The organism is Hoeflea sp. EC-HK425 (genome assembly GCF_902498795.1).
Taxonomy (GTDB): domain Bacteria; phylum Pseudomonadota; class Alphaproteobacteria; order Rhizobiales; family Rhizobiaceae; genus Hoeflea; species Hoeflea alexandrii.
Window position 1 is genome coordinate 994,032 of record NZ_LR701572.1, and the last position, 18,437, is coordinate 1,012,468.

20 protein-coding genes and 1 riboswitch are annotated in these 18,437 nt (G+C 63.0%); of the genes, 15 read left to right on the top strand and 5 right to left on the bottom strand.

Annotated features, from left to right (window positions below; genetic code table 11):
• Positions 1–87: 87 nt before the first annotated feature.
• From soxC to modC, 7 genes are all read left to right on the top strand, one after another.
• Positions 88–1,371, top strand: coding sequence for a sulfite dehydrogenase (soxC, locus tag SPHINGO391_RS07450; RefSeq protein ID WP_152008231.1), 1,284 nt, complete (start codon positions 88–90; stop codon positions 1,369–1,371).
• Positions 1,355–2,464, top strand: coding sequence for a c-type cytochrome (locus SPHINGO391_RS07455; protein ID WP_152008232.1), 1,110 nt, complete (start codon positions 1,355–1,357; stop codon positions 2,462–2,464). Before soxC ends, SPHINGO391_RS07455 begins: the two co-directional genes overlap by 17 nt.
• 49 nt (positions 2,465–2,513) lie before the next feature.
• On the top strand, positions 2,514–3,257 hold the full coding sequence (locus SPHINGO391_RS07460) for a c-type cytochrome (RefSeq protein ID WP_152008233.1): 744 nt from the start codon (positions 2,514–2,516) through the stop codon (positions 3,255–3,257).
• Between the two features lie 39 nt (positions 3,258–3,296).
• Positions 3,297–4,571 (top strand): NAD(P)/FAD-dependent oxidoreductase, encoded by a 1,275-nt coding sequence (locus SPHINGO391_RS07465; protein WP_152008234.1) that lies wholly within the window; start codon positions 3,297–3,299, stop codon positions 4,569–4,571.
• Between the two features lie 157 nt (positions 4,572–4,728).
• Positions 4,729–5,520 carry a molybdate ABC transporter substrate-binding protein gene (modA, locus tag SPHINGO391_RS07470; protein ID WP_152008235.1) on the top strand — a complete coding sequence of 264 codons (792 nt, stop codon included), beginning with the start codon at positions 4,729–4,731 and terminating at the stop codon, positions 5,518–5,520.
• Positions 5,513–6,211 carry a molybdate ABC transporter permease subunit gene (modB, locus tag SPHINGO391_RS07475; RefSeq protein WP_152008236.1) on the top strand — a complete coding sequence of 233 codons (699 nt, stop codon included), beginning with the start codon at positions 5,513–5,515 and terminating at the stop codon, positions 6,209–6,211. Before modA ends, modB begins: the two co-directional genes overlap by 8 nt.
• Positions 6,208–7,296, top strand: coding sequence for a molybdenum ABC transporter ATP-binding protein (modC, locus tag SPHINGO391_RS07480; RefSeq protein ID WP_152008237.1), 1,089 nt, complete (start codon positions 6,208–6,210; stop codon positions 7,294–7,296). The genes modB and modC overlap by 4 nt, the downstream gene beginning before the upstream one ends.
• A gap of 108 nt (positions 7,297–7,404) precedes the next feature.
• On the opposite strand, the gene SPHINGO391_RS07485 is transcribed toward modC, so the two are convergent.
• The 4 genes from SPHINGO391_RS07485 to phnF form a co-directional block, all read right to left on the bottom strand.
• Entirely contained in the window at positions 7,405–8,064 is a 660-nt protein-coding gene (locus SPHINGO391_RS07485) for a class I SAM-dependent methyltransferase (protein ID WP_152008238.1), read from the bottom strand.
• The gene (locus SPHINGO391_RS07490) at positions 8,061–9,305 is read right to left on the bottom strand and encodes a DUF3419 family protein (RefSeq protein WP_152008239.1); all 1,245 of its coding nucleotides are present in this window, start codon (positions 9,303–9,305) and stop codon (positions 8,061–8,063) included. The genes SPHINGO391_RS07485 and SPHINGO391_RS07490 overlap by 4 nt, the downstream gene beginning before the upstream one ends.
• A gap of 35 nt (positions 9,306–9,340) precedes the next feature.
• On the bottom strand, positions 9,341–10,156 hold the full coding sequence (locus tag SPHINGO391_RS07495; protein ID WP_152008240.1) for a UDP-2,3-diacylglucosamine diphosphatase: 816 nt from the start codon (positions 10,154–10,156) through the stop codon (positions 9,341–9,343).
• Positions 10,157–10,258: 102 nt separating this feature from the next.
• Positions 10,259–11,005 carry a phosphonate metabolism transcriptional regulator PhnF gene (gene phnF / locus SPHINGO391_RS07500; RefSeq protein ID WP_152008241.1) on the bottom strand — a complete coding sequence of 249 codons (747 nt, stop codon included), beginning with the start codon at positions 11,003–11,005 and terminating at the stop codon, positions 10,259–10,261.
• 102 nt (positions 11,006–11,107) lie between these two features.
• Between phnF and phnG the strand changes: the two genes are divergently transcribed.
• From phnG to SPHINGO391_RS07535, 7 genes are read left to right on the top strand one after another with little or no spacing between them, the layout of a single operon-like run.
• The gene (gene phnG, locus SPHINGO391_RS07505) at positions 11,108–11,602 is read left to right on the top strand and encodes a phosphonate C-P lyase system protein PhnG (RefSeq protein WP_152008242.1); all 495 of its coding nucleotides are present in this window, start codon (positions 11,108–11,110) and stop codon (positions 11,600–11,602) included.
• Positions 11,602–12,222 (top strand): phosphonate C-P lyase system protein PhnH, encoded by a 621-nt coding sequence (phnH, locus tag SPHINGO391_RS07510; RefSeq protein WP_152008243.1) that lies wholly within the window; start codon positions 11,602–11,604, stop codon positions 12,220–12,222. Before phnG ends, phnH begins: the two co-directional genes overlap by 1 nt.
• Positions 12,223–12,225: 3 nt before the next feature.
• Positions 12,226–13,353, top strand: coding sequence for a carbon-phosphorus lyase complex subunit PhnI (locus SPHINGO391_RS07515; RefSeq protein WP_152008244.1), 1,128 nt, complete (start codon positions 12,226–12,228; stop codon positions 13,351–13,353).
• Complete coding sequence (locus SPHINGO391_RS07520; protein ID WP_152008245.1) at positions 13,350–14,288, top strand: alpha-D-ribose 1-methylphosphonate 5-phosphate C-P-lyase PhnJ; 939 nt, start codon at positions 13,350–13,352, stop codon at positions 14,286–14,288. The genes SPHINGO391_RS07515 and SPHINGO391_RS07520 overlap by 4 nt, the downstream gene beginning before the upstream one ends.
• Entirely contained in the window at positions 14,285–15,109 is an 825-nt protein-coding gene (phnK, locus tag SPHINGO391_RS07525) for a phosphonate C-P lyase system protein PhnK (protein WP_152008246.1), read from the top strand. Before SPHINGO391_RS07520 ends, phnK begins: the two co-directional genes overlap by 4 nt.
• Positions 15,110–15,112: 3 nt before the next feature.
• The gene (phnL, locus tag SPHINGO391_RS07530) at positions 15,113–15,820 is read left to right on the top strand and encodes a phosphonate C-P lyase system protein PhnL (RefSeq protein WP_152008247.1); all 708 of its coding nucleotides are present in this window, start codon (positions 15,113–15,115) and stop codon (positions 15,818–15,820) included.
• A complete protein-coding gene (locus SPHINGO391_RS07535; protein ID WP_152008248.1) occupies positions 15,817–16,431 on the top strand; it encodes a DapH/DapD/GlmU-related protein in 615 nt (204 codons plus the stop codon). The genes phnL and SPHINGO391_RS07535 overlap by 4 nt, the downstream gene beginning before the upstream one ends.
• Here SPHINGO391_RS07535 and bluB read toward each other — a convergent pair.
• Entirely contained in the window at positions 16,428–17,108 is a 681-nt protein-coding gene (gene bluB / locus SPHINGO391_RS07540; protein WP_152008249.1) for a 5,6-dimethylbenzimidazole synthase, read from the bottom strand. The two genes, SPHINGO391_RS07535 and bluB, sit on opposite strands and share 4 nt — an antisense overlap.
• A gap of 48 nt (positions 17,109–17,156) precedes the next feature.
• Positions 17,157–17,337, bottom strand: a riboswitch (cobalamin riboswitch).
• Between the two features lie 180 nt (positions 17,338–17,517).
• Between bluB and phnC the strand changes: the two genes are divergently transcribed.
• A complete protein-coding gene (phnC, locus tag SPHINGO391_RS07545; protein WP_152008250.1) occupies positions 17,518–18,366 on the top strand; it encodes a phosphonate ABC transporter ATP-binding protein in 849 nt (282 codons plus the stop codon).
• Positions 18,367–18,437: the final 71 nt, after the last annotated feature.

The window sequence follows — 18,437 nt, forward strand, 5'->3', positions numbered from 1 at the left end:
GCCGATCGCGACTGAAAGGCCGGGCCATGACGCCGCGGCGATGAAGACGGAGACAACAATGCTGAACAAGCACACCGGGAGGATCTCATGGTAGATATCACCGACCCGAAACCGACGAAAAAGGCAGCGTCGCGTCGCGACTTCCTCAAGGCCGGGCTGCTTGGCGGCGCGGCTGTGGCAGCCAGCGCCGGTGCCGCGCGGGCGGCGGGCGATCCGCTGATCACCGAGATCCAGGACTGGAACCGTTATCTTGGCGAAGGTGTCGATGTCGCGCCCTATGGCAAGCCTTCGGAGTTTGAAGCCAATGTCGTGCGCCGCAATGTGCCGTGGCTGACCGCCGATCCGGTTTCCTCGATCAATTTCACACCGCTGCATGAGCTTGATGGCATCATCACGCCCAATGGCCTGTGTTTCGAGCGTCACCATGGCGGCACCGCGATCATCAACCCTGCCGATCACCGGCTGATGATCAACGGCCTTGTCGACACGCCTCTCGTCTTCACCATGGAAGACCTGAAACGGTTCCCGCGCGAAAACCGCGTTTACTTCCTCGAATGCGCCGCCAATGGCGGCATGGAGTGGCGCGGCGCTCAGCTCAACGGCTGTCAGTTCACCCATGGCATGATCCATTGCGTGGTCTATACCGGTGTTCCGTTGCGCTATCTGCTGGAAGAGGCCGGCGTCAAGACCAACGGCAAGTGGTTGCTTGCCGAGGGTGCTGACGCTTCGGCGATGACCCGCTCTATCCCGATGGAAAAGGCTCTGGACGACTGCCTTGTCGCGTTCAAGATGAACGGCGAGGCGCTGCGCCCCGAGCAGGGGTATCCGCTCCGGCTCTGCGTTCCCGGCTGGGAAGGCAACATGTGGGTCAAGTGGCTGCGCCGTCTGGAAGTGGGTGACGAGCCCTGGGCCCAGCGCGAGGAAACCTCGAAATACACCGACCTTCTCGCCGATGGCAAAGCACGCCGCCACACCTGGGTGATGGACGTGAAATCGGTCATCACCAGCCCGAGTCCGCAGGCGCCGGTAACCCATGGCAAGGGGCCGCTGGTCATCACGGGTCTCGCCTGGTCCGGAAACGGCACCATCAAACGCGTCGATGTCACGCTCGACGGCGGTCGGACCTGGCAAACCGCGCGGCTTGACGGCCCAAGCCTGCCCAAGGCGCTGCACCGGTTCTATCTCGACATCAACTGGGACGGTTCGGAGTTGTTGCTGCAATCGCGTGCCATGGATGACCAGGGGCTGGTTCAGCCGACCAAGAACGAGCTGCGCCTGGCGCGTGGCGAGAACTCGATATATCACAACAATGGCATCCAGACATGGCACGTCAACAACGACGGGGTGGTTGAAAATGTTGAAGTTTCCTAAGTCTGCGGCGTTTGCCGTTCTGGCGCTCGCCACGCTTTCCAGTCCGTCGCTCGCCGAGGGTGACGCCGATGCGGGCCAGAAAGTGTTCAAGAAATGCGCCGCCTGCCACGCTGTCGGCGAAGGCGCCAAGCACAAGGTCGGCCCCGAGCTGAACGAGATCTTCGGCCGCGCGGCCGGATCGGCTGAGGGCTACAAGTACTCCAAGGCGATGATCGAGGCCGGTGACGCCGGTCTGGTCTGGGATGCGGCGACGCTGGGCGAGTATCTGACCAACCCGAAGGGCATGATCAAGGGCACGAAGATGGCCTTTGCAGGGCTCAAGAAGGATGACGAAGTCGCCAATGTGCTCGCGTATCTCAGAACCTTCTCCCAGGAGGCGGCGGCGGCCCCGGCGGCGGCGGAAACCGGTGAAGCACCTGTTGAAACCGCCGCTGCGGCCGCTCCGCCCGAGCCTGCACCCGCTGCGGACATGGTCGTCGAGAAGAGCCAGGGTGCCTTCGGACTGGGTCGCAAGGCACTTCCCGAGGAAATTGCTGCCTGGGACATCGATATCCGTCCGGATGGGACCGGCCTTCCCGAAGGGAGCGGCACCGTAGCCCAGGGCGAGCCGATCTACACCGACAACTGCGCTGTCTGTCACGGCGATTTCGGCGAGGGTGCCGGCCGCTGGCCTGTGCTGGCCGGTGGACAGGATACACTTCGCAATGATCGTCCCGAAAAGACGATCGGGTCCTACTGGCCCTATCTGTCGACCGTCTTCGACTATGTCCGCCGGGCCATGCCGTTCGGCAATGCCCGGTCGATGTCTGACGATGACGTCTATGCGCTGACGGCCTATCTGTTGTATCTTAACGACGTGGTCGATGATGAAGAGTTTGAACTTTCCAAGGAGAACTTTGCGTCCGTGCGGTTGCCAAATGAAGCCAACTTCATTGCGGATGGCCGGGCGGACGAGCCGCATTACGCCAAGAGCGTCGAGCCGTGCATGACCGACTGCAAGCCGGGTCCGGTGGAAATCACCGCCCGCGCACAGGTCATCGACGTGACGCCGGAGGGGGAAGGCGACGAGAACTCCGGAGGCAGTATCGACTGACGGGAAATACAAGGGGCGTGCTGGAGGGCACTCCCGGAGGAGACACTACATGGCAGCATATGGCAGGTACCGTTGGCACATCTCGAGTTTGCCCGCATCGGTGCCTGCCATTTTCATTGGGATTGTGCTCTGGGCCGCGTCTCCGCATGGAGTGGGTGCAGCCGAACCCGAGACGCTCTACAAGCGCTGCGCCACCTGTCATGAAATCGGTGAGGGAGCGAAGCACAAGGTCGGTCCGCATCTCGATGAGCTGTTTGGCCGGAAGGCCGGCGGGCTTGACGATTTCCGCTATTCCGAAAGCATGCGGGCGGCGGGCGAGGCAGGTCTGGTCTGGACCGCGGAAACACTCGACCAGTACCTCGAGAGGCCGCGCGATTTCATCAAGGGCAACCGCATGTCGTTCCGGGGCATGGCCGATCCGGCGGATCGCCAGGCGCTGATTTCATGGCTTGAAACCGCGACACAACAAGCACCAGCGGCTGACCCCACAGTCGAGGAAGTTTCCACTTCCGGGCCGGTGAGCGGCTTTGCCGATATCGTGCTTCAGATGGACGGCGATCCGGAATATGGCGAGTATCTCGCCGGAGAGTGCGTGACCTGTCACCAGGCCTCCGGGCATGCCGATGGCATTCCATCGATTGTCGGACTGCCAAAGGATTACTTTGTCACTTCACTGTTTGAATATCTCAACAATGTGCGTTCCAATGACGTGATGAAATTGCGCGTCGCAAACCTCTCGAACGAGGAAATTGCGGCGCTGGCGGCCTACTTCAGTTCGCTTGAACCGCAATAAAGAGAAACCGAGAAAGAATTTGCAACCCGGGAGGATATCATGACAGGCCTGACTAGACGCCAATTCGGATTGTTTGCCGGTGCGAGTGCCGCGGCGCTTTCGCTTCCAACCTATTTGCGTGCGCAGGGAAAGCCGCGTGTGGTCGTCATCGGCGGCGGGGCCGGCGGAGCCACGGCAGCGCGCTACATCGCCAAGGATTCGGACGGTGCGATCGACGTCACGCTGATCGATGATTCGGAAATGTTCACCACCTGCTTCTTTTCCAACCTCTATGTCGGGGGGTACCGCAGCTTCGAATCGATCACCCACAGCTATGACACGCTGCAATCGAGCTACGGCATCACCAAGGTGACGGGACGGGCGAGCAGCGTCGATCGCGCCGCGAAGACGGTGACGATGGCTGACGGCTCCTCGATCCCCTATGACAGGCTGGTGGTCTCGCCGGGTATCGATCTGATCTGGGATTCGGTGGCGGGCTATTCCGAGGAATTGTCGGAGATTGCCCCGCACGCATGGAAGGCAGGGCCGCAGACGCAATTGCTCAAGGCCAAGCTCGATGCGATCGAGAACGGACAGCAGATCCTGATGGTGGCTCCGCCCAATCCCTACCGCTGCCCGCCCGGTCCCTATGAACGGGCTTCGATGATGGCGCATGTGCTCAAAGAGAAGGGGCTCACGGATGCGAAGGTGATCATTCTCGATCCGAAGCCGAAATTCTCCAAGCAGGGCGTCTTCCAGGAGGGCTGGGAAAAATACTATCCCGGCATGATCGAATGGTACGGGCCGGACGTGCATGGCGGCATCGAGGGAATCGATGTGAATGCCGGCACCGTTGAAACAGGTCTCGATACTTTCAAGGGGGCGATGATGAACGTGATTCCGGCTCAGAAAGCGGGTGAAATCGCCGCCAGTGCCGGTCTGACGGATGACAGTGGCTTCTGTCCCATCGATGCCGCCAGCATGCGCTCGACTGTCGACGAGGCGATCTTCGTGATCGGAGATGCCTGCATCGCCGGCGACATGCCGAAATCGGGCTTCTCCGCCAACAGCCAGGCCAAGGTTGCTTCGATGAACATTCGTGGCGACCTGGTCGGATCGAAGGTGTTCCCGGCGAAATATGCCAATACCTGCTGGAGCCTGATCGAGACCGGAGACGCCATCAAGGTCGGTGCGCAGTATGCGCCCGGAGACGGCAAGATCGCATCGACCCAGAGTTTCATCAGCCAGATGAATGAGGAGGATGCGCTGCGCAAGGCCAACTACGAGGAGTCGGTGGGCTGGTATGCGGGCATTACCGCAGACATGTTCGGCTGACCTTGGGCATCCTTGCAAAACGACCGGAAGCGGATGGCGTCGCTTCCGGTCGCTGACGGCTGGCTGATCGAGGCCGGCCGTTCTGCCGCATAAAGCTTGCCAGTGCAGGGGCCGCGCTGGTACGTCGGTTGGACATGAGTGAGCCGGAGCGTATCTGATGTTTTCCCGTTCGTTGGTCCGGATGGCCGCGGCCCTTGTGCTGGCCTGGTTGCTGGTCTTGCCCGCACAGGCGCGGGCGGAGGGCCTGTTGGTGTTCGCCGCAGCCAGCCTGAAAACGGTTCTTGACCAGATCGCCGAGGACTGGCGCGCGCAAACCGGCAAGACCGTGACGATTTCCTATGCGGGCAGCTCCAGTCTGGCACGTCAGATCGAGCAGGGCGCACCTGCCGACATCTTCATCTCGGCGTCGGTGGATTGGATGGACTATCTGGAGTCAGCGGAAATGATCCGAACCGGCAGCCGCAAGGAGTTGCTCGGCAACCGGCTGGTGCTGATCGCGCATGGCCGGGAGGCCGCCGATGTCGCTCTGGAGGCAGGTGCCGATCTGGCAGAATTGCTCGGTGACGGACGGCTTGCGATGGCGCTGGTCGATTCCGTACCGGCAGGGGTTTACGGCAAGCAGGCGCTGAGCAGCCTCGGTCTTTGGGACCGGGTCGTTTCTAAGGTGGCGCAGACCGACAATGTCCGCGCGGCACTGGCGCTGGTGTCCTCCGGCGAAGCGCCATTCGGGATTGTCTATGCCAGCGATGCCATGGCCGATGCCGGTGTCAGTGTGGTGGCCGGGTTTCCTGAAGGCTCACACGCTCCGATTATCTATCCGGGGGCGATTGTGGCGACCTCCGTTGACCCCGATGCAGACGATTTTTTTTCCTATCTGAGCAGTCCCGCGGCGGAAGAGGTGTTCAAGGCGCAGGGATTCACGCCCCTTTTCGGGCAGGGCAATGGCTGACTGGCTCACACCGGACCAGTGGAGCGCGGTGACCCTGTCGCTCAAGGTGTCGTTCTGGGCAACGGCATTGAGCCTGCCGGTGGGCGTTGCGGTGGCCTATGTCCTGGCGCGCCGTGAATTCTGGGGCAAGCAGGCGCTCAACGGCCTGGTGCATCTGCCTCTGATCCTGCCGCCGGTGGTGACTGGATATTTGCTCCTGCTGACATTCGGCCGGCGTGGCGCTGTTGGGAGTTTCCTCGAAGACACTTTTGGACTGGTGTTCGCCTTCCGCTGGACCGGTGCTGCACTGGCGGCTGCGGTGATGGCGTTTCCGCTGATGGTGCGGGCGATCCGGCTGGCCATCGAGGCAGTCGATCCGAAGCTCGAACAGGCGGCGTCGACGCTCGGCGCATCGAGGGGCTGGGTGTTTGTCACGGTCACCCTGCCGCTGATCCTGCCCGGCGTGATTGCCGGGGCGATCCTCGCCTTTGCCAAGGCGATGGGCGAGTTCGGTGCGACGATTACCTTCGTCTCCAACATTCCCGGACAGACCCAGACGCTTCCGTCGGCGATCTACAGTTTCCTGCAGGTTCCGGGCGGCGACGCCCAGGCGGCGCAACTGGTGCTGATCGCCGTGGCAATCGCGCTTCTGGCGCTGCTGCTGTCCGAATGGGTCGGGCGGGCCGTGGCGCGCAGGATTGCGGGTTCATGAGCCTCTCGGTCCGTTTCACCCATCGCTTCAGCGATTTCTCTCTCGACGTGGCGTTCGAGGCGCCCGCGGGCGTGACCGCACTGTTCGGCCGTTCGGGGTCGGGCAAGACCTCGGTGATCAATGCCGTGGCAGGGCTGATCAGACCCGAGGCGGGGCGCATCCAGCTGGGGGAGACCGTGCTGTTCGACGCGGAGCGGCGCATCTGGGTCCCGGTGCACCAGCGCCGTCTGGGCTACGTGTTTCAGGAAGGGCGTCTGTTTCCGCATCTCAGCGTGCGGCAGAACCTCACTTACAGTCGCTGGTTCGCGCCGCGCAGACCGGGGGAGAGCTTTGATCACGTGGTCGGCATGCTCGGCATCGACGGATTGCTTGAGCGCAGGCCGGCCGGATTGTCCGGCGGCGAGAAACAGCGGGTGGCCATCGGCCGGGCGCTCCTGGCAAATCCGCGGCTGCTGCTGATGGATGAACCGCTTGCAGCACTGGATGAGGAACGCAAGGCCGAGATCCTGCCCTATCTCGAGCGGTTGCGGGGTGAAACCGATATCCCGGTTCTCTATGTCAGCCATTCGATGGCGGAAGTGGCGCGGCTGGCGACGACACTGGTTCTGATGGACAAGGGACGGGTGGTCCGGTCCGGCCTGGCTCACGAAGTGCTCTCCGATCCCGAAAATGTGCCGGCGCTTGGAATTCGCGCCGCCGGAGCTTCGCTGCATGCAACCGTGGCCACTCAGGAAGAGGACGGGCTGACACGGCTCGAGGCATCGGCTGGCCCGCTGTTCCTGCCGCATGTGGACGCGCCGCTCGGCGCGCGTCTGTCCATCCGAATTCTGGCGCAGGACGTGATCCTGTCACGAACACGGCCCGAGGGCCTGTCGGCGCTCAACATCCTGCCGGCAACGGTGACCGCGGTGCGGCTCGGCGAGGGTCCGGGGGCGGTCATTCAGCTCAGGGCAGGGGACGACCTGCTGCTGGCGCGGATCACGCGGCGGTCGGCACAGGCGCTTGAGCTTGCGCCCGGTGCAGACTGTTTCGCCATCTTGAAATCAGTCGCGGTTGCCCAGTCGGAAGTCGGCGGAGCCGGCTAGAGCATCCTGCGTTCAGGCGAAACCGTCTGAACGCAGACAAGATGCTCTAGTTTCAAAGTGCTGGAGCGTGCTTTGGGGATCCACTGGGAGGCACGGCGCTCCAATGGGTCAGTCCCGCGGCAGCCTGATGGCGCCGATCCGGGCATAATCCCGATACAGCGTCGAAAATCTCAACTCACCGTGGTGCTGCTGCGCGATGGCAGCCATGGCGTCGCCGAGGCATGAGCGGGGCGTGACATGAAAACGGGCGAGCCAGGCTTTCAATCCCCTGCCGAACCAGCCGGGCAGGGCGGTCTGTTGGCCGAAATCGACGACATGCAATTCGCCTCCGGGTGCCACGGCCTGGATCGCCTGGTCGAGCGCAGCTTCCCAGCCGGGGATCATCGACAGGCTGTAGGAAAAGAACACCCGGTCGAACCGCCCAACAGCGAACAGGTCGTCCGCGTCAAACCGGGTGGCGTCGCCCTGGGCCAGGGTGACGCGATCGCCGATGCGGTTTTTCGCGATGGTCGCCTCGGCGGACTTGAGCATTTCCGCCGAGATGTCGATGCCGTAGAGCCGCGCATCGGGGTAGTGCCGCGCCGCCAGCAGCAGATTGCGCGCGGTGCCGCAGCCGATTTCGAGCACCGAACCGCCAACGGGCGGTTTCAGCGCCGCGATCAGGTCGTTGCGTCCAAGCAGGTAGTATTTGCGCGTCAGATCGTAGATATGGCGCTGGTGGCGGTAGATGCCATCCATCACCGACGCATTGGCGGAGACGGCGCTCATGCGGCCTGGTCGCGCTTTACGTGGAGATGAAAACCGCCGTAAATCGCCGAGCGATCGCGTGCGCCGAGCTCCAGACTGCGCTCAGCCTGGTAATTCCACTTGTCGAGAATGCCATCGGGAACATGTCCGGGCAGCGGAGACGGAGCGGCGGCGGTGCGGTAGATGACGCGCGCTCCGGCTGCCGCCGTCCGGGTGATCTCGGCCCAGAGTTCTGAGAGCTGGGCGTCGGTCATCCAGTCCTGGGCGTCAAGCAGCACGAAGGCGTCGACGGAGGCTGCCGGCCTTGCTGCGAGCAGGGTGGTGATGCTCTCGTTGACGACGGACACGCGGCCGGCATTGCGGCGAACGGTTTCGAAATGGCGGGCTTCGAGATAGGGCGGCAGGCTGGCGGCCTCGCCGGGCTGGTAGCCGCGGCCAAAGGCCTGCCAGGCAAAGTAATTGTCCTTGAGCGGAAACCCGCAAGCGAGCCGCTCGGTGCGGATCCGCAGAGCCCCGATCATCCCGTCGGTCGAGTCGCCGGCGAGAGCTTCATACTGCGCTGGCGGGATGCCCAGGCCGAACAGCGAGGCGCGCAGCGAGGTCAGCGCCTTGAAGCTGCGGCTGTCGAACACCGGCGCGATCCGGGTGTTGAAGAACTCGCGCTGCTTTTCGACGCTGTCCATCCGCAGCAGCTCGCGCGGATCGACGCCGTAGAGCTTGCCCAGCACATGGGCGACCGAGATGAAGCGGCCGAGCAGGCCGGTGGTGTAGAAGCCGCGGGTGAAGCGGCTGACCCGTCGGCGGCCGTTGATTTCCCGTCCGTCCCAGTATCTGCGCGTCTCGTCATCGAGATGCGGGCGGATGTGACGGTCATACAGTGCCAGATTTGTCTTCAGATTGGCATGGCGGAACATGTTGGAGAACGCCGTGTGGCCAGGCAGATGGGTGGCGGCGGCGAGCTTGAGCTTGCCGAGCGCGACATGGGCGGGCGAAAGGTCGACGGCGATGATCTCGGCCGGACTGGCCGTCAGGTAGGACATGACATTGCAGGAGCCTGAAGCGATGGTGACGAGCGTGTCCGTGGATTTGAGCTCAAGCGCCTCCATGTCGATGAGCGGATCTTCCCAGATCTGCGGATAGACGAGGCCGCGAAACGCGGCGGAGAACACCCGTTCCAGGATGCCGGTGGAGGACAGGGCTGTGTTGCGCACGACCGCGCCATCGATGCGGGCGCCGACGGCTGTTGCTTCAATCATGGTCATTTATCAAGACTCCAAAGGAGAAGACGGGGCGGACTTCATGCCGCCTGGTCCCGCGTGCCGGTGATCTGTTTGAGAGGTTCGACCTTCGCCAGCTGTCCGGCTTTTTCGGAAATCCGTCGCGACCAGTCGATGATCTCCATGCGGCCGTCGGAATGCTCGACCACGGCCGTGCAGCTTTCCACCCAGTCGCCGGTGTTGATGTAGCGGATGCCGCCGCGCATCTCGTTGGCGGCGTGGTGGATGTGACCGCAGATGACGCCGTCGGCGCCGTGCTTGCGGGCTTCGTCCGCCAGCACTTCCTCGAAGTCCGAAATGAAGTTGACCGCGCTCTTGACCTTCAGCTTGGCCCAGCGGGAGAACGACCAGTAGCGCAGTCCAAGCAGCTTGCGGGAACGGTTGTGCCACTTGTTGGTCCACATCGCGAAGCCGTAGGCGATGTCGCCCAGATGGGCGAGCCAGCGGTGGTTCATCACCACCATGTCGAATTCGTCGCCGTGGATGACCAGCAGGCGCCTGCCATCGGCTGTCTCGAACACATCGCGCTCGCGCACCTCGATGCCGCCGAAATGAACGCCCTGATACTCGCGCAGCAGCTCGTCGTGATTGCCGGGAACATAGATGATGCGGGTGCCCTTGCGGGCCTTGCGCAAGAGTTTCTGAACCACGTCATTGTGGGATTGCGGCCAGTAGAATCCTTTGCGCTTCATCCGCCAGCAGTCGACGATATCGCCGACGAGATAGATGGTCGGGGCGTCATGCTGGCGCAGGAAGTCGATCAGTATCTCCGCCTGGCAATCGGGGGTACCCAAGTGAATGTCGGAAAGAAAAATGGTCCGGTAATTTGTGGTCACGGGGCCCGCCTGAACTTTGAGCTATCGTCCTGCTGGCAGGCTTAGACACGATTCAGTTCTCAGTTTTGTGACGGTCAATGTGACAGGGGTGCCGGATCTCGATCAGGTGGGCGTTTCCGCTGCCTGGTTCTCGATGACGAGTTCGACACGGTCGGCGGCAAACCGGGATTCGCCGTAGAGGACAGGCCTGCCTGCCGGATCGATGTCGATTCCGCGGGTCAGCAGCACGATCGCACCGGGCGACAGGGCGAGGAGGTCGAGATCCTCGCTGCTGGCATGCCGGGCCTCCACGCCCGTTGACTTGCGGGTGTAATCCTCCACTCCGAGGCGGACCAGCGAGGCGGTGATCGAGCCAGTCTTTGCGTAGAGGCTGGCAATTTCGCCAAACCGGCTGGCGTCAAACCAGGAGGTAGCCGCCGAGATTGGTACGGCGTCGGCGGTCGAGAGCGTCGAGAGCTTGATGACGGGCGCACCGGAAGGCAGGGACAGGGCCTTCGCGATGTGGGGCGGAGCGGGCAGGGTCTCGCTCGAAAGCAGCCTGCCTGACCGGGTCCGGGCCTGATCCTCCAGGCCCGAGGAAAAGCGGGTGCGCTGGCCAATCGGGTAACGCAGGCGCTTGCGGTCGTTGAGGAAGGTGCCGCGGCCCTGCTCGGCGCGCAGGATACCTTCCTTCTCGAGCGCCGCGATCGCCGAGCGAACCGTGTGACGGTTGACCCCGAATCGGCTGGCCAGTTCCGCCTCCGCCGGGAGCCGCTCATTGGCTGCCAGTCCGGTGAGAACCGACTGGCGGATCTGGTCGGCAACCTGCCGCCAGAGCGCGATCCCGGTCCGTCTCTGCAGTGCTTTCACCGGAGTTTCCCTTCGTGATGTCACAGGCTCGTCACATGAGCGGTTTAAGTGTATCGTAATTGATATGGTTGTCTAGATAAATAGACAAATAAGGAGATTTCGATGGCGCTTTCAGGAAATGGGCTGGACCAAACGCCGGACGGCAATGTCGCTACGGATATTGCCAGGCGGCAAAGGCTGCTGTCGGTGCTTGCCAGAGCGCCGAGCAAGGATCTGGTGTCTCGCTGGAAGCAGACCGGTCTCGACCCGTCCGTTGAACTGCTGCGCGGTCCCGAGTCCGGGCTTGTGGCGCTTCAGGGCCGCGCGGGCGGCACCGGTCAGCCGTTTCATGTCGGCGAGGTTTCGGCCACCCGCGTGACGGTCAGGATCGGCTCGGGGCAGGTGGGGCACGCTATGATCAGCGGCCGCGACGCGCGCAAGGCGCAACTGGTCGCCGTCATCGATGCGCTGGCCCAGGACCCTGGCCATGCCGAACTGGTCGAGCGCGAGATCGTTGCGCCGCTCGAGCAACTGGAGAGGGCTGCCGACGCCAGGATCCGCCAGGAAACCGCGGCCACAAGGGTCAATTTTTTCACCATGGTGCGAGGGGAAGACTGATGCCTGCCGCCACACAAGATTCCACGATCTACGAAGGCGGGTTCTCAGATCCCTTATGCTCATCTCAGATGGTGTTCCGGGTGCTGATGGATGCGATGTCGCGGCCGGGCTCGGTTCACCCATTGCCAGAGGTTACGACACCGCCGCCGCCACTTTGCGCGTCGGCTTCGGCACTGATTGCAACACTGGCCGATGCCGATACACCTGTCTGGCTGGATGCGGCGATGGCCAAGAGTTCCGAAGTCAGGGACTGGATCGTGTTTCACACCGGTGCGCCGGTTGTCAGTCACCCGTCCGATGCATCCTTTGCCATCGTGGCCGCGCCGCAAAACCTCTCGGCGCTCAATGGCTTCTCGCTCGGCACCCAGGAATTTCCCGACCGGTCGACGACGGTGATCCTGCAGGTGTCGACACTGTCCGAAGGTGTGCCGCTTGCGCTCGGAGGTCCCGGTATCAAGGGTCAGGCATCGCTGGCACCAGCGCCAATGCCGCAGCATTTCGAAGCGCAGTGGCAGGCCAACCGCGCCACTTTCCCGCGTGGCATCGACCTGATCCTCGCCGCGCCGGGCTGCGTGGCGGCATTGCCGCGCAGCACCCGTCTAGTCCGCAGGGAGGCGTAAGTCATGTATGTTGCTGTCAAGGGCGGCGAAGCCGCCATCGCCAACGCCCACCGTCTGCTCGCCGCCCGACGCCGTGGCGATGCCAATGTGCCGGGGCTGACGCTCGAGCAGATCGCCGGGCAATTGTCGCTTGCCGTCGACCGTGTGATGGGCGAGGGCTCGCTCTACGATCCGGAACTCGCTGCCCTGGCGATCAAGCAGGCCCGCGGCGATCTGATCGAGGCTGTGTTCCTGCTCCGCGCCTACCGGACAACCCTGCCGCGGTTTGGTCATTCGGAGCCGATGGACACAGGCGAGATGCTTGTGGAGCGGCGGATCTCGGCGATCTACAAGGATCTGCCCGGCGGCCAGCTGCTTGGTCCGACATTCGATTATACCCACCGGTTGCTCGATCCGGTGCTTGCCGGCGACGCGCCGGTGGATGCACCCGAAACCAGTCAGGACAGCAACGAACGTGTGATCCGCGTCTCCGATATCCTAGGCGACGAGGGACTGATCGAGGACGATCCGGTGACGGATGCCTCGCTGCCGGTCGCCGATATCACGCGGGCGCCGACCGAATACCCGATGGGTCGGGACGCGCGGCTGCAGACGCTTGCGCGGGGCGATGAGGGCTTCCTGCTGGCGCTCGCCTATTCGACCCAGCGCGGCTATGCGCGCAGCCACCCGTTTGTGGGCGAAATCCGCATTGGTGACGTCGATGTCGAGGTGATGATCCCGGAACTCGGCTTCACGGTGGTGATCGGGCGGGTCAAGCTGACCGAGTGCCAGATGGTCAACCAGTTCCAGGGATCGTCCAAGGTGCCGCCGCAGTTCACCCGCGGCTATGGCCTGGTATTCGGCCAGGCCGAGCGCAAGGCGATGGCAATGTCGCTGTGCGACCGGGCGCTCAGGGCGAGCGAACTCGGCGAGGACATCGTTGCGCCCGCCCAGGACGAGGAATTCGTGTTGTCGCATTGTGACAATGTGCAGGCGACCGGCTTCGTCGAGCATCTCAAGCTGCCGCATTACGTCGACTTCCAGGCCGAGCTCGACCTCGTGCGGCGCATGCGTGCCGAGCATTTCGCCAATGCGGCGAGGGCCGATGGCGAGACATCCGCAACGGACGACACAAAGGAGGCTGCGGAATGAACGCGCTGGCACAGGACGAGGGTTCGCAGAATCTGGCGACCTACAATTTCGCCTATCTCGATGAGCAGACCAAGCGGATGATCCGCCGGGCTATCCTCAAGGGGATCGCCGTGCCCGGCTACCAGGTGCCGTTCGCGTCCCGCGAGATGCCGATGCCCTATGGCTGGGGCACCGGCGGAGTGCAGGTGACGGCGGCGATCATAGGTCCTGACGATGTACTCAAGGTCATCGACCAGGGCGCCGACGACACCACCAACGCCGTGTCGATCCGGGCCTTCTTCGCCAAGACCGCAGGCGTTGCAACGACGACCGCGACGCCGGATGCAACGATCATCCAGACTCGTCACCGCATTCCGGAAACGCCGCTGACCCAAGGCCAGGTGCTGGTCTACCAGGTGCCGATCCCGGAGCCGTTGCGGTTCCTCGAGCCGCGCGAGACCGAGACCCGCAAGATGCATGCGCTCGAGGAGTATGGCCTGATGCACGTCAAGCTCTACGAGGACATCGCCCGCAACGGTCACATCGCCACGACCTATGCCTACCCGGTCAAGGTCGAGGGGCGCTACGTGATGGACCCGTCGCCGACGCCGAAATTCGACAATCCGAAAATGCACCAGTCCGAGGCGCTGCAGCTGTTCGGCGCAGGCCGCGAGAAGCGGATCTACGCGATCCCGCCGCACACCGAGGTTGTGAGCCTCGATTTCGAGGATCATCCTTTCGAGATCCAGCATTTCGATCAGCCCTGCGCCATGTGCGGCGCCGTCGAGGTCTATCTCGACGAGGTGGTGCTCGACGACAAGGGCGGGCGGATGTTCGTCTGCTCCGACACCCACCATTGCGAAAGCCGCCAGGCTGATGGGCACCGCGGAGCGCTGCTTGGCGAAAGTCCGGGGGCCGGCGATGACGCGGGCGCCGAAAAGGAGGCAATTCGATGAGCCATTCCGACACACTTGAAGCGCTTGCCGCGGCCGGCATTCCGGCGCCGGTCAAGCCGCTGCTCAGCGTCGAGGGCCTGACCCGGGTCTACGGCAAGCGCATCGGCTGCGCCGATGTCAGCTTCGACCTGTGGCCGGGCGAAGTGCTGGCGATCGTCGGCGAATCCGGCTCCGGCAAGACGACGCTGCTCAACTGCATTTCCTCGCGGCTGACGCCGACCTGCGGCACGGTCCACTACCGGATGCGCGACGGCGCGACTGCCGACATCTACAAGATGGCCGAGGCCGAGCGGCGCTACCTTATGCGCACCGACTGGGGCTTCGTGCACCAGAACCCGATCGACGGCTTGCGGATGACGGTCTCGGCCGGCGCCAATGTCGGCGAGCGGCTGATGGCGGTGGGGAACCGGCATTACGGCAACATCCGCAACACCGCGATTGAATGGCTGTCGCGGGTCGAGATCGACGAGGACCGGGTTGACGACCAGCCGCGCACCTTCTCCGGCGGCATGCGGCAACGGCTGCAGATCGCCCGCAACCTAGTGACCGAACCGCGGCTGGTGTTCATGGATGAACCCACCGGCGGTCTAGATGTCTCGGTTCAGGCTCGGCTTCTCGACCTGTTGCGCGGGCTTGTCTCCGATCTCGGCCTCGCCGTCATCGTCGTCACCCACGATCTCGCCGTGGCCCGGCTTCTGTCTGACCGGATGATCGTGATGAAAGAGGGCCGGGTGATCGAGGCGGGCCTCACCGACCGGGTGCTTGACGATCCGCGCGCGCCCTACACCCAGCTTCTCGTTTCCTCGATCCTGCAGGTCTGAATCATGCACACGCTCCTTGTCGCTTCGGAAGTTCGAAAAACCTTCATCATGCACATGCGCGGCGGTGTCGAACTGCCGGTGGTCGCCAATGTCTCGTTTTCGCTGAAGGCCGGGTCCTGCGCGGTGCTTGGCGGCCCGTCGGGCGTCGGCAAGAGCTCGATCCTGAAAATGCTCTACGGCAATTACGGCACCGACAGCGGCCAGATCTTGGTGCAACACCATGGCCGCCATGTCGATGTCGCCAGCGCATCCCCGCGAACGGTGCTCGAAATCCGGCGCGACACGATCGGCTATGTCAGCCAGTTCCTGCGCGCGGTGCCGCGTGTCTCGGCGCTGGATGTGGCGGCGGAGCCTCTGCTGATCCGGGGCGTGGCGCAGGATGTCGCCCATGAGCGGGCGCAGGATCTTTTTGCCGAACTCAACCTTCCGGAAAAACTCTGGTCGCTGCCGCCGGCGACGTTTTCGGGCGGCGAGCAACAGCGGGTCAACATCGCCCGCGGCTTCATCACCGATCATCCGATCCTGCTACTCGATGAGCCGACGGCGTCGCTTGATGCGGCGAACCGTGCGGTCGTCATCGATCTCATCGCCCGCAAGAAGGCGGAGGGTGCGGCGCTTCTGGGGATTTTCCACGATCACGATGTCCGCAACGCGGTAGCCGACCATGTCATCGACGTCTCGGCCTTTGCCGCTGGAAAGTCCGCGGCATGACCAGATTGTCGGAAACGCCTCTGGTGCATTCTACCGCGAAAATCGTTGACTCGACGCTCGGACGCTACACCGAAGTCGGGGCCAATTGCACGGTGTCCCATTCAACCATGGGCGACTACTCCTACTGCGTCGAGAATACCCAGATCGCCTATGCAAAAATCGGCAAGTTCGCCAACATAGCCTCCCATGTGCGGATCTATGCCAGCATGCACCCGATGGAGCGCGCCTCGCTGCATCACTTCAGCTACCGCTCGGCATGGTACTTCGAAGGCGAGAGCGACGACCAGGACTTCTTCGACTGGCGCGCAGGCCAGGGGATCACGATTGGCCACGACACCTGGATCGGCCACGGCGCCGTGGTGATGCCCGGGGTAACAATCGGTAACGGCGCCAGCATCGGCGCGAACGCGGTGGTGACCAAGGACGTGGCCGATTTCGCCATCGCCGTCGGCGTGCCGGCGCGAACCATCCGGCAGCGCTTTTCCGACGCTATCGCCAGCCGGCTTGATGCACTCGCCTGGTGGGACTGGGAGCATGAGAAGCTACATGCGGCGCTCAGGGATTTCCGGACATTGCCGGCTGAAGAGTTTCTCGAGCGGCACGGAGGTTAGACCTCTCCCTGCCAGCACTCCTCGAAAATCAGCTCATCGAGTGGCAGCCTGCGGTTCCAGCCTTTGACCTCCAGTTCGGGCCGTTCGTAGAGCTCGTCGACATAGCCCAGACAAAGATAGGCGACGATCTCGATCCGCTCAGGGATGCCGAGAATGGCCTTGAGGTCCGCATCGCGAAAGATGCTGACCCACCCCATGCCGATGCCCTCGGCGCGGGCTGCGAGCCAGAGATTCTGCACCGCGCAGACGGTGCTGTAGAGATCCATGCTCGAATTGTGGGTGCGGCCCAAGACCACATCGCCGCCGCGGTCCCGGTCGCAGGTGACGCAGATGTTGAGCGGCGCCTTGCGGATGCCTTCGAGTTTCAGGAACTTGTACCTGGACTGCCGCTCCCCGGTAAACATGGCCGCGGCTTCCTCATTGGCGCGGGCAAAGGCATCGGCGACCCGATCGCGAACGGTCTGATTCCTGATGGTGATGAAGTTCCAGGGCTGCATGAAGCCAACCGACGGCGCGTTGTGCGCGGCTTCAAGCAGCCGCCGGAGCACATCATTCGGTATCGGCTCCGGAAGGAACTGGTCGCGCACGTCGCGGCGCGTGAAGATGGCCTTGTAAACGGCGTCACGTTCACCTGTTGTGAATGGTTGTGCTGCAGCCAGCATTGATGTCTTCGGCATTGTCTGATCCCCAACAATCCGTGAAAACCCGCCGCGCTGTCCATGCGCGGCAAGGCTATGACATCTGGCCGGTCTTCTGACTTCGGTTCCGCCGGCAGGCGCGCCTTCCCGGATTTCCCAGTGGCGTCTTGCGCTTGCCGTCCCCGTCACAGCGTTGGGCACGTTCCGGAATTGCACCGGATTCCCGATTCTCCCGCACAATGCAGGCACCAGATGCAGCCATAGGGTCATGACCGGGGCCTGAGCGCAAGCCGGAAAAACAAGGAAAACAAAGGGTTTTGACATATCCGGACGGGCAGCTGTGGATCGTAACAAAACTGACATCAAACCGACATCGGCCCTTCATACGGCTGGGCTAGTCCAATCCTCGAAAGTCACGAAACCCGCCGTGACCCATGGGGATTTGCTTATGCTTGAATTGACCGATGTGACCCGCCGCTTTGGCGCCAACACCGCTGTTGACTCAGTGACCCTGTCTATTCCCGAGGGGCAGATGGTCGGTATCATCGGCCGCTCCGGCGCCGGCAAGTCGACCCTTCTGAGAATGATCAACCGACTGACCGGCGTCAGCGGCGGAGTAATATCCCATCACGGACGTCCGGTCTCGACGCTGACCGGGCGCGAACTGCGCAGCTGGCAGCGCGATTGCGCCATGATCTTCCAACAGTTCAACCTGGTCCCGCGTCTCGACGTTGTGTCCAACGTGCTGCACGGGACACTCAACATGCGTTCGACGTTCGCAACCATGTTCAACCTGTTTCCACGCGAGGACATCCTCAGGGCGATCTCGATCCTCGAACGGCTCGGCGTCGCCGAGAACGCGCCGAAGCGGGCCGAGGCGCTTTCTGGTGGCCAGCAGCAGCGGGTGGCGATCGCTCGGGCGCTGATGCAATCGCCGAAGCTTATCCTCGCTGACGAACCAATCGCCTCGCTCGATCCGCTCAATGCCCAGATCGTCATGGATGCGCTCAAGGACATCAACGAGCAGGAAGGTATCACGGTGGTCACCAACCTTCACACGCTCGACACAGCACGCAATTATTGTGAGCGCATCATCGGCATGGCAGCCGGTAAGGTCGTCTTTGACGGCAGGCCGGAGGAGCTGACCACGGAAGCAGTTCGCGCGATCTATGGAGCGGGTGCCGACGGCGAGGAAATCTCTGAATCGATGACGTCCACCAGCCTGCACGCACGCGGGCGTCCGGCCGACGTCAAAGCGAAACTCACTCCTTCCGGCGTAGCGCTGGAATCGATCTGACCTCGCGGTTGCCGGGACCATCCTGCGGTTCCGGCCCGAGACGCCAGTTTTCCTACCCCACTGTCAACCCT